The organism is Streptomyces sparsus (genome assembly GCF_054776295.1).
This window is the reverse complement of sequence record NZ_BAAHCA010000010.1, coordinates 19375-34265: the sequence shown is the minus strand read 5'-3', so window position 1 is coordinate 34265 and position 14891 is coordinate 19375. Positions and strand designations below refer to the sequence as shown.

Annotated in this window: 12 protein-coding genes; 11 read left to right on the top strand and 1 reads right to left on the bottom strand. The window is 70.3% G+C overall.

The window, feature by feature from the left end:
* The first annotated feature begins 440 nt into the window (after positions 1-440).
* From ACYVE9_RS01965 to ACYVE9_RS01935, 7 genes are all read left to right on the top strand, one after another.
* Entirely contained in the window at positions 441-674 is a 234-nt protein-coding gene (locus ACYVE9_RS01965) for a hypothetical protein (protein WP_461025919.1), read from the top strand.
* Positions 675-1007: 333 nt separating this feature from the next.
* Positions 1008-3674, top strand: a complete 2667-nt coding sequence (locus tag ACYVE9_RS01960; protein WP_461025918.1) for a helicase associated domain-containing protein — start codon at positions 1008-1010, stop codon at positions 3672-3674.
* 154 nt (positions 3675-3828) lie between these two features.
* A complete protein-coding gene (locus tag ACYVE9_RS01955; protein ID WP_461025917.1) occupies positions 3829-5226 on the top strand; it encodes a TniQ family protein in 1398 nt (465 codons plus the stop codon).
* A gap of 159 nt (positions 5227-5385) precedes the next feature.
* Positions 5386-6150 carry a TnsA-like heteromeric transposase endonuclease subunit gene (locus tag ACYVE9_RS01950; protein WP_461025916.1) on the top strand — a complete coding sequence of 255 codons (765 nt, stop codon included), beginning with the start codon at positions 5386-5388 and terminating at the stop codon, positions 6148-6150.
* A gap of 26 nt (positions 6151-6176) precedes the next feature.
* Entirely contained in the window at positions 6177-8261 is a 2085-nt protein-coding gene (locus ACYVE9_RS01945; protein ID WP_461025915.1) for a Mu transposase C-terminal domain-containing protein, read from the top strand.
* Between the two features lie 68 nt (positions 8262-8329).
* The gene (locus ACYVE9_RS01940; protein WP_461025920.1) at positions 8330-9298 is read left to right on the top strand and encodes a TniB family NTP-binding protein; all 969 of its coding nucleotides are present in this window, start codon (positions 8330-8332) and stop codon (positions 9296-9298) included.
* 251 nt (positions 9299-9549) lie between these two features.
* Positions 9550-9918, top strand: coding sequence for a helicase associated domain-containing protein (locus ACYVE9_RS01935; protein ID WP_461025914.1), 369 nt, complete (start codon positions 9550-9552; stop codon positions 9916-9918).
* A gap of 288 nt (positions 9919-10206) precedes the next feature.
* On the opposite strand, the gene ACYVE9_RS01930 is transcribed toward ACYVE9_RS01935, so the two are convergent.
* A complete protein-coding gene (locus tag ACYVE9_RS01930; RefSeq protein WP_461025913.1) occupies positions 10207-10380 on the bottom strand; it encodes a hypothetical protein in 174 nt (57 codons plus the stop codon).
* Between ACYVE9_RS01930 and ACYVE9_RS01925 the strand changes: the two genes are divergently transcribed.
* From ACYVE9_RS01925 to ACYVE9_RS01910, 4 genes are all read left to right on the top strand, one after another.
* On the top strand, positions 10360-11295 hold the full coding sequence (locus ACYVE9_RS01925) for a pentapeptide repeat-containing protein (RefSeq protein ID WP_461025912.1): 936 nt from the start codon (positions 10360-10362) through the stop codon (positions 11293-11295). The two genes, ACYVE9_RS01930 and ACYVE9_RS01925, sit on opposite strands and share 21 nt — an antisense overlap.
* A gap of 74 nt (positions 11296-11369) precedes the next feature.
* On the top strand, positions 11370-11525 hold the full coding sequence (locus ACYVE9_RS01920; protein WP_461025911.1) for a hypothetical protein: 156 nt from the start codon (positions 11370-11372) through the stop codon (positions 11523-11525).
* 910 nt (positions 11526-12435) lie between these two features.
* The gene (uppS, locus tag ACYVE9_RS01915) at positions 12436-13155 is read left to right on the top strand and encodes a polyprenyl diphosphate synthase (RefSeq protein ID WP_461025910.1); all 720 of its coding nucleotides are present in this window, start codon (positions 12436-12438) and stop codon (positions 13153-13155) included.
* A complete protein-coding gene (locus tag ACYVE9_RS01910) occupies positions 13152-14615 on the top strand; it encodes an oxygenase MpaB family protein (protein WP_461025909.1) in 1464 nt (487 codons plus the stop codon). Before uppS ends, ACYVE9_RS01910 begins: the two co-directional genes overlap by 4 nt.
* Positions 14616-14891: the final 276 nt, after the last annotated feature.

Below are 14891 nucleotides of genomic sequence, written 5' to 3'. Positions count from 1 at the left end.
GGTCCGTCCGCTGCGCTCCCGGACCGGTGGGACTTCGTCCCACTTACCGGGCCTACGCTTCGCTTCGGTCCGGGTCGGCGGGTCCGCTGCGCTCCCCCGCCTCAACGGTCCTTCCGGCTGCGCCTCCAGGACCGTCTGGGCCCGCTGGCGCGGGCCAGGCTGGCTGCGAGGGTGGGGGCGCTCGTTCGTGTGGGTTCCAGTGTATCGGTGCCTCTGTTAGATGCAGCATGTAATGTTGGCGGAAAGACAGGACACCCCTCTACCTCCTGGGGACCTCCCTAGAATTCCGAGAGGAACGACCGTAGATGACCGGTCTCCAATCTATCGGACCCGATCGTGCTGAGCAGCGATTCTGTGCGCCGGGTGACGCAGTACCAGAAGGCGGGCCCGGCCGCCCGGTTGAAGATGCGCGCTCCTGGAGGTGCAGGGAATGCCCGCGAGTGAGGCGGGCGCCCTGGTGGCCGGGGTCGGTCGCCGGGACGCAGTGCCGGGTGGTGGAGCTGGACGGCATGGCGCCGGCCTCTCGGGGCGCGCTGTTCTCGGACGACTGGGATGACGGCGTGGCGGTCGTGAGCGAGGCCCTGGTGGGCATCGCGGACCGGGGCTGGGAGCGGCGCGGCGCCCGGTCGGCCGGGGCTGCTGAGCTGGCCGTACATCTCGCGGAGGCAGCGTGAGCGGTTCGCCCTGGTGCGGCTGGATAGGTTCGTCCGGGAGGCCGTGCTGCCGAGCACGTACCCGCACACCACGGCGCGGCGCCGGGTCTGGAGGCGCTGGGCGAGGCCGGCGGTCTGCGCACTGGGCGGACGAGGAGCAGCGACGGGGACGTCATCGTCTGCACGCTCGATGCCGGGCACTACGACCCGGACGACAAGTCGCCCTTCAGGGACGGAAAGCCCGGCGGCTGGCAGAAGGCGGATGCGTCGATCTGGAACGACCTCGGTGCGGCCTGCATTCCGCATGGGGCCATCTGAAAGACCACAGGAATGGGAATCGGGGAAGGTTTAGAAATGCTTTTGGTTCCACTCAAGGAGCACCAGGTCGACCAGAAGTTGAGCTTTCGTGACTGGGTTGGATTTCCTGCAAGATCGCCTGTTCCTCCGGAGGGGGCGCGTGCGATGGGGGTGTCCGCGACCGGGTCCGGTAAGACGATCACCACCGCTGCATGCGCTCTGGAGTACTTCCCGAGCGGGCGGGTTCTGGTGATGGTGCCCACGCTGGACCTGATCGTGCAGAGTGCCCAGGCCTGGCGGCGGATCGGGCACCGCGCACCGATGGTCGCGGTCTGCTCGGTGGACAAGGACGAGGTCCTGGAGCAGCTCGCAGTGCGCACCACCACCAATCCGATCCAGCTCGCCCTGTGGGCTGGGGCTGGGCCGGTGGTCGTGTTCGCGACGTACGCCTCTCTCGTGGACCGCGAGGACCCTACCGATGTCTCTGGCCGTGGGACTGTTCCTGGGCCGTTGGAGTCGGCTCTGGCGGGTGGGGAGCGGCTGTATGGGCAGCGGATGGCGTCGTTCGACCTGGCCGTGCTGGACGAGGGGCACATGACGGCGGGGGATATGGGGCGGCCGTGGGCGGCGATCCACGACCAGTCCCGGATTCCGGTCGACTTCCGGCTGTACCTGACCGCGACTCCGCGGATCCTCGCCGCGCCTAGGCCGCAGCGGGGCCGGGACGGGCGGGAGGTGGTGATCGCGTCGATGGAGGACGACTCCCGCACCTACGGCACCCGCATTTTCGATCTCGGGTTGGCGGAGGCAGTGGAACGCTCGATCCTCGCGGGGTTCGAGATCGACGTGCTGGAGATCCGCGACCCCGACCCGATCCTGGGCCTGTCCGAGGACGCCCTGCGCGGCCGGCGCATGGCCCTGCTCCAAGCAGCGCTGCTGGAACACGCGGCGCAGCAGAACCTGCACACCACCATGGTCTTCCACCAGCGGGTGGAAGAAGCCGCGGCGTTCGCCGAGCAGATGCCGGCAACGGCCGCCGATCTGTACACCGCCGAGGCCTCCGCGGCGACGCTGGCCGAGGCGGAGGAGCTGCCCGCGTCGTCGATCGACGCCGAGCTGTACGAGCTGGACGACGGGCGCCACGTGCCTGCGGAGCGGGTGTGGGCGGACTGGCTGTGCGGGGACCATCCCATCGCGCACCGGCGTGCGGTGATCCACCGGTTCGCCAACGGCATCGACGCCAACAACCGGCGGGTGCACCGGGCGTTCCTCTCCTCCGTACGGGCGCTGGGGGTCGGGGTCGACATCACCGGACTACGCGGAGTCGAAGCCGTGTGCATCGTCGGCTCCCGCAGCTCCCAAGTCGACATCGTCCAGAACATCGGACGCGCCCTACGCCCCAACCCCGACGGCACGACCAAGACCGCCCGGATCATCATCCCCGTCTTCCTCCAGCCCGGGGAAGACCCGAAGGACATGGTCGCCTCGGCCAGCTACCAGCCCCTGGTCGACATCCTCCAAGCCCTGCGCTCCCACTCAGAACGCATGGTCGACCAACTCGCCTCCCGCGCCCAGACCCGCGCTACCGAACGCCGGCGCATGCATCTCCGCCCCACCCCCGCCCCCGCGCCCGGCCCGGAGAACGAGGACATCCCTGAGGAGAGCAGCGAGGCGCAGCGGGAGGTCGACCGGGTCACCTCGGTCGTGGTCAACTTCGCCACCCCCCGCGACGCCGCCGACATCGCCGCCCTCACCCGCTGCCGCGTCATCCGACCCCAATCACTCGTCTGGCTCGAGGGCTACCAAGCCCTCACCCGCTGGCGCACCGAGAACCAGATCACCGGCCTGCACGCCGTCCCCTACGACACCGAGGCGACCGTGGGAGCGACGAAGGACTTCCCGCTGGGCAGATGGGTCCACCAGCAACGCCGCGCACACCGCACAGGCGAACTCGACCCCCACCGCAGAGAACTCCTCGACGACGCCGGAATGGTGTGGGAACCCGGCGACGAAGCATGGGAGACCAAACTCGCCGCACTCCGCTCCTACCACCGCGCGCACGGGCACCTCGCACCCCGCCAAGACGCCCTCTGGGGTCAGGGTGAGGGGGAGGCGATGGTGCCCATCGGCCAGCACATCGCCAACCTCCGCCGCAAGGGCGGTCTCGGCAAGGACCCGAAGCGCGCGGCGCAGCGCGCGCAGCAGCTGGCCGCGATCGATGAGGACTGGAACTGCCCGTGGCCGCTGGACTGGCAGCGCCACTACCGCGTCCTCGCCGACCTGGTCGACGCCGACGGCCACCTGCCAGCCATCCCGCCAGGCGTCACCTTCGACGGCGACGACATCGGGCGATGGCTCACACGCCAGAAGAACCCGGGCACCTGGGCGCAGCTGTCGACCGAGCAGCAGCAGCGGCTGACCGCGCTGGGTGTGACGCCCGTCGAACGGCCCGCTCCAGCCCCGGCAGCCACGCGCACGACGAAGGGGCCGAGCAAGGCACAGCAGGCCTTCCAGCGCGGCCTAGCAGCCCTCACCCAGTGGAAGGAACAGGAAGGCGACCGGCCGGTGCCTCGCGGCGCGGTCGTCGCGATCACGGTCGACGGCGAAGCCGAGCCGGTCTCGGTCCGGCTCGGCGTATGGATTTCGAACACCAAATCCAGGCGCGACCGACTTGCCCAGGAACAGTTGGAGGCGCTGCGGGAGCTGGGCATGGACTGGGCCTGACACCGCCGTTGTCCGCCGTTGAGCCAGGCTGTGCGAGACCCCGGAGCCCGCAATGGTCCCGGGATGTCGTGTTATTCGGCAGGTTCAGGCCGTGACCGCTGGGCATCCTTGCAAAAGTGCCCGCCTGGGACGGCGAACACAGGACTGTTGTGGAGTGATCCATCACCCGGGCATCCTGCGGACCGCTCCCCTGCAGGGAGAAACGACCTCGTCGCTGATCTGCCGTATCGCGAACCGCTACGGGCAGGAAGTGAAGGCATTGCGGTCGTGCTGGCACTGGCGCAACCACCAGCCCAAGCACGAGGGCGGGGCCTGTCGGGCCGACGCCGAGGTGCTGCTGAATGCAGCTGGACGGCAGCTCCTGGCAGGCCTGTGCGGCGTGGAAGAAGACGTTCTGGCGCGGGCGTTGCCGTCCTGGGCGCGGGAGGACGCCAAGCTGCCGACCCAGGGGGACAGGGTGCCGGCGGCGGCGTGGCGGATCGGCGGCGCGGTCGCCGGGCCGGTGGCATTCGGCTGCCGCCTGTGCGCTGCTCGGCGTACCGGGACAGTGGCGCGGGTCGTGTGGTACGCCCCGCGGTGGGATCGCGTGTGCGCGCGGCACGGGCGGTGGCTCCTGGACGCGGACGCCGACCAGCCCCACGAGTACCTGGACGTGCGGCACCTGCCGGAGGTGGTCGCGGCGCAGCGGCAGTGGACGGGAGTGGCACGACGGGCGGTGCGGGCCGGGACTGAGCCGGAGCGGGTGTTCGCGCTGGCGCATGCGGTGGTGGCCCGCTGGTGGGATCAGGCCTTTGGCTGGGAGCAGGAGACGATCTGGCCGCGGCGCCTGCACCAGGTGGCGGGCGGAGACGCAGGGACGGAATTGGAGCGGTGGCGGATCGTGGGGCGGGACACGGTCGTCTTCCCCGAGGTGGTAGCCGTCGCCGACGCGGTGCTCGATTCGGGCATGGTCGAGCTGGTGTGGAGGGACAGCGGTGCCGGGCGGCCACGGGCGCTGCCCGCCGACGGGATGTTCTGCCGCCAGCTCGGAGAGCGCGTCGGGCGGACGTGGCTGGGGCCGCTGGCAGCGACGGATCACGGCGGTCCGCTGATCGCCTGGATAGGCGCCGTCATCCGCCAGCGCCGCACAGTCGGCGGCTCGGCTGAGTACGTGAACGATCCTTGGTGGGTGCGCCGGGAACATCAGCCGGTGACCGCGGCCGGGCAGTTGCGGGTGCTCGGCAAGGAGGAGCGCGCGCCGGGGTCGGGAACGATGTGGCGGGCGGCGGTGCCCGCCGAAGAGCGGATGCTGATCACCCGGACGATCGAGAGCGCTGAGGAGCAGCTGCTCCAGCTGCGGGGCGTGCAGAGCGGGCCGACCGCCGACGTCGCCCGGCAGCTGCTGCGCAGTCTCGGTCGCAGTACCGGTTTGATCGAGGCGGCCTGGAAGCGGACCGCGGTGGCGGCGGTGAACGGCGGGGTGCCGCTGGAGGAGGTGGCCCGGTGGGCGGACATGCCCGCCGAGACGCTCAGGAGGGTGCTGACGGCGGTCGGGCAGGAAGACGACGGGTGAGAACGACCGGGAGTGGGTGCGTCGGCTGTTAGCTGATACGGCACTCGTTTGTGGCAGAAACCCTGAAAACCGCAGCGTCTGCTGGCGGTAGCGGCTTGGCTGGCGCAGGTGATCAGCACAGGAGGGGCCCGGCCCGGGGGCCGGGCAGGGCAGAGGACCGTGGATCGTGGGAGCGGGTTCGAGGCGGTGTTCCTCGATCCGGTGGGGCAGTCGGTTCAGCAGCGGTGGGCCGATGCCGCCATGACCGTGGCGTTCGAGGAGTTGCCGCCGGTGTCGGCGTTCCCGGTGATCCCGGGGCGCCGCTGGGGGCCGGGGCTGTGGTGGTCGGCGACCACCGGGCGGCACGTGGCGGCCGGGTCGAACGCGATGCGCACCCAGCTGATGGTCCTGGACCGCAACTCCGATGTAACCGGGTTCGCGGGGCGTCCGGTACGGCTGATGTGGCGCGAGGAGCGGGGTCGGGTGCGTTCCTGGGTGCCGCAGCTGTTCGCCCGGTACCGCGACGGCACGGGTCTGCTGGCCGACTGTCCCAGCCACCCGGAGGCCGGCGGCGACCGTGCGGTGAAGGCCGCCGAAGCGGTGAGCGCGGCGTGTGAGGAGATCGGCTGGGCCTACCGGCGTCTTGCGCCGCTCGACGACGTCCTGGCCGCCAATCTGAAGTGGCTGGCCGGCTACCGCCACCCCCGCAACGCCGGCCGCCCCGGCCTGACGCCCACGGTCGTGGAGGCGTTCGCGCGGCCACGGCCGCTGATCGAGGGCGTCGAAGCGGCCGGCGACCCGATCGAGATTCTTCCCGCCGTCTTCCACGCCCTGTGGCACGGGCGGGTGACGGCAGACATGGAGGCACCACTGCATGAACGCGTCCTGGTCAGCCCTGCGGGCTGGAATGGCCCGGGCCCTGGCGCGGCGGGAGGGGTCCGGTGACCGCGCGGCGCAATGCCCGACCATCGGTGAAGGTCGGAGCGCAGGTCCGGTTCCGCGGTGTGAAGTGGCAGGTGGTCGCCCTGTCCGGGCAGACCATTCACCTCGTCGGCCCGGACGGCGGTGGCGAGGCGGTGCTCGCCGGTTACCTGTTCGCCGATCCCGGCTTCAGCGTCATCGGGGCCGAAGTGCCGCAGGCGGCCCCGCAGTGGGGGCTGTTCGAGACCGCCCCCGCCGCGGCACGTGAGAAGGCCCTGGCCTGGCAGCGGCACGTGCGGGAAGTCGAATGCGGCCTTGCCGGCGGGCCCGGCAGTGCTGGAGCGGTGCGTGAGCAGTACGACCCAGAGCGGCACACGCTGGCCGAGCGGGAGCAGGCCAAGGCCGAGGAGCTGACCGCGCTCGGGTTCGGCCGGGTGTCGCGCACCACGGTGCAGCGCATGCGGCTCGCTTATCGCAAGCAGGGCCTGTGGGGGCTCTTGGACCACCGCACCACTCGTGCCTCCAGCCCTACCGGGCGGTCCGACGAACGGGTCGTCGCCGCCGTCCGTGAAGCGCTGCGCCGCCGGCGCGGGCGCTCCAAAGGCACCATCAACGGCCTGTTCCCGCTCATCAACCAGATCCTCGAAGATCAGCATGGCCCCGGCGCGGTACCCGTGCCGTCCCAGGCGACGCTGTACCGGCTCGTCACCACACTCGCCCGCCCCGGCGAATTGCCCAGTGGTCCGGTGCGGCAGGTGCCCGCGAGTGTCGAGGGGCGGGCTTTCACTCCCGCCATGGCGCTGCGGCTGGGCGAGCAGGTCCAGATCGATACCACCCGCCTGGATGTCTTGGCCCTCTTCGACGACGGGCGCCTGGCCCGGCCCGAGCTGACTATCGCCGTCGATGTCGCCACCCGCGCCATCCTCGCCGCCGTGCTGTGCCCCAGCGCGACCAAAGCCGTGGACGCGGCCCTGCTGCTCGCGGAGATGGCGGTCCCGCACCCGGCCAGGCCGGCCTGGCCGGACATCCTGCGCATGGACCACGCCCGCACACTCCCCCACCAGCGGCTGGCCACGCTGGACGAGCGTCTGGCCGGTGCGGCGGCCCGGCCGGTCGTCCTGCCCAAAACGATCGTCGTCGACCGCGGCAAAGTCTTCGTCTCCCGGGCGTTCACCGCCGCCTGCGAGAGCCTCGGCATCAGTGTCCAGCCGGCCCCGCCCCGCGCCCCCACCGCGAAGGGCATCGTCGAGCGCACCTTCGGCTCCATCAACGCCCTGTTCTGCCAGCACCTGCCCGGCTACACCGGATCCGACGTCACCCGCCGCGGCCCCGACACCGAGAAAGACGCCTGCTACAGCGTCGCCCAGCTGCAGGACCTCCTCGATGAGTGGCTGGTGCACTACCACCACCGGCCCCACGAAGGGCTGCGCCACCCGATGATGCCCAGGAAGGCACTCACGCCGAACGAGATGTGGGCCGCGCTCGTCGCCGTCGCCGGCTATGTATCCGTCCCGTTGACCGGGCGCGACTACCTCGAACTGCTCCCCGTGCGCTGGCAGGCCATCACCCCCGCCGGCATCAGCATCCACCACCGCACCTACGACGCGGACTTCCTCGCCCCGCACCGCAGCCAGGCATCCCCCGTCGCCGGCCGCGGCGGGAAATGGGAAATCCACTACAACCCCCACGACGTGCGCCAGATCTGGGTCCGCCTTCCCGACGGTGAACTCACCGAGATTCCCTGGATCCACCGCGACCACGTCCACCGGCCCTTCGACGAACGCACCTGGCAGCACATCCGCACCCAGGCCGTTGACGGCAACCACGGTGACGCCGAGCAGCACGAAGCCAGCCTCGCCGACGCCCTCGACCAGCTCATGCGCCGCGTCCACAGCGGCCACGCCACCACAACGGAGCAGGCACTCCTGGCCCGCACCGCTCACCTCCCTCTCCCCGCAGCCCGCGATGGGGACCCCGGCACCGAAGCACCCGCCGACAACTTGGCGCAGCAAGCCACCGAAGGCAACGACGACAGCATCGACGACCTCGACAACCTGCCCGACGACGACCTCAGCCCCGCCCCGGCCACCGGATTCGGGCTCTACAACGCGCACGAGGAAGCCGCCACATGGTGAACCCCAGCCAGACAAGCGCGAGCAGCACACCAGCCGGCGACAGCGGCGGAGCCGAGCTGTCCTGGCCGCTGACCACCTGGCAGGGCTGGCACCGCTTCGCCACCACCGACCCCGACGTCCCTCCCCGGCCCGGCGACCCATCCCGCAACACAGAGGAACGCCTGGCCTACCACTCCAGCTTCGTCACCATCCGCACCCCCGCCATCCACACCCTGGCCACCCAGGTCCGCACCCTGATGATCCTCGGACGCCATCAGCAGACCACCGCACGGCCCTCCCTCATCGTCACCGGACCCGCCGCAGCCGGGAAAACCACCGCGCTCCTGAACGTCGGGCGTACCTGCCACCTCGCCCACACCCGCAGAAACCCGCCGCCGCCCGGGTCAGCAGACACCGCAGTACCCGTCGCGTATGTTCTGGTCCCGCCCGGCGCGACCGCGAAAACCCTCATCACCGAATTCGCCCGCTACCTCGGCATCCCCGTGGCCGCGCGCATGACCCAGACCCAGATCACCGAAGCCGTCTGCCACACCTACACCCAGGCCGGTGTCCAGCTGGTGATGATCGACGAGATCCACCGCCTCAACCCCCGCACCACCACCGGCGCCCAAACCGCCGACCTTTTGAAAGACCTGAGCGAACGCCTGCCCGCGACATTCGTCTACGCCGGCATCAACGTCACCGACACCCCCCTGTTCACCGGCGTGAGAGGCGCCCAACTCGCCGGACGCGCCACCCTCGTCGACTGCGGCCCCCTCTCCGCCCGCCACGGCAAGCGTGAACCCTTCCGCGAGGTCATCACAGATCTCGAGAACGCCCTCGACCTCCAGCAGCACAAACCCGGCACCCTCCCCCGCCACGCCCCCTACCTCCACCAGCGCACCGCCGGCCGCATCGGATCCCTCACCCGACTCATCCGCCAAGCCGCCATCACCGCCATCAGTGACGGCACCGAACGCATCACCAAAACCACCCTCGACACGATCCGCCTCGACCACCTCGCCGAAACCCAACACCGCCCCCGCCGAGGCCGATAGGCACACCTGCCAGCCAGGCAAAACAGCCCTGACCAGCACAAACACCAACCAGGCCTTTACACGCCGGAACTAACTACAACAGACCCAGCCCCGCTCAGCACAGAACACATAACCCCAGCTCAGGTACCCCCGCCCACCTGTCCGAGACGCCAATTCCACCTCTCAGCGAACCAGCAACACCCCAGACCAGCCGCCTCACTGTGCACCAACAAACCCCCCTCCCAGCGTTACTGGAGGAGCTGCGGCCTGGGGTGACCGTCGGCGGTGAGGACATCGGCCGCTGGCTGGCCCGGCAGACCGAACGGTGGGGCGATCTCGACACCGAGCAGCAGCGCCGGCTCGGCGAGCTGGGGGGTGAAGCCCGCACCGCAGCCGGTGGCGAAGAGGGGAAGTCGAGCGGGGCGCGGTCGGCGGCGTTCGAGCGGGGCGTCACCGCGATGCGCGCGTTTCGGGCACGCGAAGGGGAAGCCGCGGTACCCGCCCGTGGGCATGTCGAACCGACCGTCATCGACGGCCAGGAAGTCCCCGTGAAACTGGGGGTGTGGCGCAGCAACATGCGCAGCCGACGGTCGGCGCTGACGGTTGAGCAGCAGGCTGTGCTGGATGAGCTGGGGGTGTGAGGGTCTTGCCTCGTGACAGTGAGGTGCCGCCCTGCTGTCAGCGGGGTGGCCTCCGACGACGCGGAGCTGCCGGCGTTCGCCATGGTGGCGTGGGCAGCCTGGCTCAACGCGCGGCCCCGCCGGGGGTGCCCGAGGGAACCGCGGGTCACCGGTCGTTGTCTCCCTCCGCATGACAGCGAACCGACCGCCGCGACCGACCCCGAACGACCGGGAACTGCATTTGTGGAAGGTCGGCCGGGCCCTGGCCGTCACCTTCGTCGCCGCGGCCCTGGTCGCGGACGGTGTCTTCTACGGGCTGGTGGTGCTGCTGGACTTCCGCGAGATCGACCGCACGGCGAAGCTCGACGCAGCGACGCTCTTCGACTTGGTGAGCTCGCCTTCGGCGTGGTCGCCGGGGCCGGCGCGCTCGTCGCCCTGGTCGTCGCCTACCGCCGCCAGCGCGTGGATGAGGCCGGCGCCCACCGCGAAGCCACCCGCCTGCACACCGAGCGTTTCTCCCAGGCCGTCGACAAACTCGGCTCCGACTCCCCCGCCGTCCGACTCGGCGGCGTCCACGCCCTGGCCGGCCTCGCCGACAACGCCCCCGACAACCAGCTGCGCCAAACCTGCATCGACGTCCTGTGCGCCTACCTCCAACTCCCCTACACCCCCGACCCCGGCAACGACCCCGCACACCGGGAGGAACACCACCACTACCTGGCCCTACGCAAAGTCCGCCACACCATCCTCCGCCTCATCGGCGACCACTACCGACGCCCCCAAGGAACCCACCGCTCCTGGCAAGGCTGCGACCTCGACCTCACCGACGTCACCATCGACGGCAGCCTCAGCTTCGCCGGCGCAACCTTCTCCGACGGCACCGTGTCCTTCACCGGTGCCACGTTCACCGGCAGCACGGTCGACTTCCGCGGCGCTGTGTTCTCCGGCAGCGCGGTGTCCCTCAGCCGCGCGACGTTCTGCGGCGGCACGGTGACCTTCCACGGCGCAACCTTCAACGGCGGCATCGTGTCCTTCTTCGGCGCAACCTTCAACGGCGGCATCGTGGGCTTCTTCGGCGCGACGTTCAACGGCGGCACGGTGGGCTTCGCCCGCGCGACGGTCTCCGACGGCACGGTGTTCTTCAGAGACGCGACGTTCAACGGCGGCACGGTGGCCTTCATCGCCTCGACGTTTTGCGGCGGCACGGTGAACTTCCACGACGCGACGTTCTCCGGCAGCACGTCCGGCGACCGGGCGTCCTTCAACCGCGCGATATTCTCCGGCAGCGAGGTGAACTTCAGCGACGCGAGAGGTTGGTTTCCTCCCAATGGGCTTCTTGCTGCTCTCGGAACTCCTGTCCCCGCGTCGGTCTCCCTTCCCGCTGCTTGGCTGACCTGAAACCCTCAACACCACGAAGGGCTTCCGTAGCCCGCACTCGGTGACCCACAGGCGGTGCGGGCGTACGCGGGGCGGTGAACCGCGCGCCCCACTGCTGGCACCGCCTCACCGACCCGCAGGACGTACAGGAACTGGGCGCGGCACTGGCCGATCTGCGCGAACGCGGGTCCCCGGCCCAGCCGGGGGCCCTGACCGACGTCCGCAGCCGCCTCCGCGTGGACGCCCGGTAGGCGTCACCGAGCGGCCGGGGGTCGTTGTGCTGGGTGAGGTCGGTGGCCGGTCGGGATCGTCGGACCGGTAGAACGCCTCCACTCTGTCTCCGGCACTCAACTCCAGGCTGCTCCCGCCCCTGAGCCGCGCGCTGGTGATCCTTTTGCCGTCGGCTTCATAGGTCACCCTCACCTGAGTGCGGACCCCGTTCGGCCCGCCCCATACCTCGCCGGGAAGCGCACAGAGAACAGGCCCGCGACCTGGTCCTGGTGCGGATGGCTGCTGCTCCACGCCGGGTAGGCCACCGAGCGGGCCCCGCTGCGCGACCCGGTGGTCACCACCGCGCTCCGCGGTCGCGCCCTCCACGCCCGGGCCGTCATCGTTGGTCGAGACTCTTGAAGTTGTCGAGGTCGGAAGCGATCGGGTTCGCGGATTCTTGTATGCGGTCGCGCCTCAACCCACGCGTCGGTTGCCGCTTCGAGGGCGTCTGCGCAGGGGTTCGCCGCTCAGGCAGCCAGATCGCGATGTGCCGAGGGCTTGTTCTGCCCACGCCAGCGTCCACCGGACGACGGTGGCTCGGCGGGGGAGGCAGAGGCAGAGGCGGACGAGGTTGTCGATCGCAGTCACCTGAGAGAGCCGCCGATGCCGGAACTAGACAATCGGACATATGAGCCATGGGTGGTGGTCACCTGTTTGGCCGGTCAGACCTCTATCGCGCCGTCAGACTCCCCAGGGGGGAACGTTCCGCTGGGGCGTGGGTATGGGCGAGACGGGGTGGGCGTGACCGAGCGCGGTAGGGCAGCCCGTGCTGTTCCGAGTGAGGCAGGGCTGGGCGTGCCGGACCACGGCGTCCCGCACGTACGCTCGGCGACCGAAGGGCGGCCGGGCGGGCGACAGTACGGCGACGAGCCAAGGCAGGACGACGGGCCGGTGCGTGCGGTGCCGCGGCACGTAGCCTGCGTGATGGACGGTAACGGCCGCTGGGCGCAGCGGCGTTCGCTTCCGCGGACGGCGGGTCACCGGGCTGCGGAGACGACCGTCATCGACATCATCGAGGCGGCCCGGGCCGCCGGTGTCGAGTGGCTCAGCCTGTATGCATTCTCCACCGAGAACTGGAACCGCCCGGGCACCGAAGTCGACTATCTGATGCGCCTGGTCCGCCGGGTCGTTCGGAAGCATGCGGCGTTGCTGCTGGCCCGTGGCATCCGCTGTCGCTTCCTCGGGGTCGCCGACCCGCGTATCCCCCGTGAACTGGCCCGGGACTTCGATGATCTTGTGGCGTTGACCGCTGACAACCGGGGGATGACGCTGACGGTGGCCTTCGATCACGGCGGGCGCCGGGACATCGTGGAGGCCGCAAGGTCGCTGATCCGCAGCAAAACGCCCGCTGATGAAGTGACCGAACACCTCTTCGCGGACCACCTGCCATTTCCCGACACCCCCGACGTGGACCTCGTCATCCGCACCTCCGGCGAGCAGCGCATCTCCAACTTCATGCTCTGGCAGGTCGCCTACGCCGAGTGGATCTTCCCCGAGGTGCTCTGGCCGGACTTCCGGGCCCCCGAGTTCCTCGGGTGCCTGCACACCTACCGGCGCCGCGACCGCCGCTTCGGCGGCGTGCCGCCCCGGACGAACGGAGACCCATCATGACCACCGAAACCACGGGCACGGCCGACCAGGCATCCCTGTTCGGCCCGGAGTCGCAGTTCAGCGCCTTCTTCGACGACCCGCGCTGGGCACTGGCCATGATCCGCGCCACCGTGTTGGAGGCCGCTCACCCGCAGATCGGTGCCGCCCTCGTCGACAACTCCACCTTCGTCGCCCACCCCTGGCGCAGGCTTCGCAACACCTTCCTCAGCATGCGGCGCATGTTCGACATCGACGTGGCGGAGCGCGAACGGGAGGCTGCCCGGCTCAACCGGCTGCACGCCCGCATGAGCGGATCCGACTCCCGCGGCCGCGCCTACGACGCGATGGACCGCGCGACCCGCGCCTGGGTGGTCGCCACCCTCTTCGAGAGCGCCGTCACCATGTGCCGCCTGAGCGGCCAGCCACTCGACCAGGACACGATGGAGCGGATGTACGCCGAGTACCGTACGTTCCTCGCCGCGCTCGACGGCGACGCCGCAGAACTTCCCGAGGACCTGCACGACTTCTGGCGGTACTTCGACCGGGTCGTCGAGAACGAGCTGGAGAACACCGAAGCCGCCCGCGTCATTCTCTACCGGCTCTTCGACCACCTGCCCGCCCCCGCGCTGCTCGAGGGCGCGCCGACGCTGTGGGCGGCCGGCCGAGCCGTCGTCGGCCCGCTCCTCGGCGCGGTCACCGTCGCCTCGCTCCCCGAGCCGCACCGGCGCAGGGCCGGGCTGCCGGAGACGCCCGGTGCCCAGACCTTCATGCAGGGCGCCTACCTCGGCGCCGGGCTCGCCCGCTTCCTGCCCGACGGCTGGATCAACGCCGAAAGCATCATCGAAATCCTCTCCCTCTCCCCTGGCAGCGACGACCCCCGCGCCCGAACCGTGACCGCCCTGCGCGCCCGTGTGAAACGGGCGTCGGCCCTGCTCCGTCTCCTCGCACCACTGGGCGGCGACGCCGGCCCGGAATCCTCGCCTCCCGCGGCCACGGGAGAGGTCCGGCGCTCGGCGGGAGAGTTCTTCCGTCGGGTTCTGGACCAGACTGGCAACGGCTACCTCGACTGGCCCGACCTCGCCGCCATGGCACGCGAACTCTCCACCCGCCTGGACCTGGACGAGCCCGAGGAGACCCGGCTCTACGACGCCTTCGCCGCCTGGTGGCGCGAGCTCCAGGCCGCCCTCGACACGGACGGCGACGGCCGCGTCAGCGCCGACGAGTACGCCGCCGCCATCCCCTCCCTCGCAGGCCCCGCACTCATCCGCGTCGCCGAGGTGCTCTTCGACGCCACCGACAAGGACGGCAGCGGAAGCATCGACGCCGACGAGCACCGCACCCTCTTCCGCACCGCCTTCCACTGCGACCTCAACCCCACCAACGGCACTTACGGCCGGAGCACCTTCGTGGGCGACTTCCTCTCCTTCATGTCGGGCCGCCGCACCAGCACCCCGTACGACCCTCTTCTCGCCGACGCCTAGAAAACTCATGCATGTAGCGGCCACGGCTGCCCGCTCCTGCGCCCACCTCCGGACTCACGGTTCAGGTGCCCGCGAAACTTCCACGAGCCGCAGGATTTCCTCCTTACGCGCTCCACATCCGCGCACTCCGGGCGCCGTATGAAGTCCGGGGCGACGGCGTGGCCGCCTTGTCGTCGCAGGACGGCTCCCTTGACGACGCGGACCTGTCCTCCTCCTTTTCCTTGGCAAGTCAGCGTGTTGAAAAGGGACATCAACGAGGTGTCCGTTGGCTGGCCC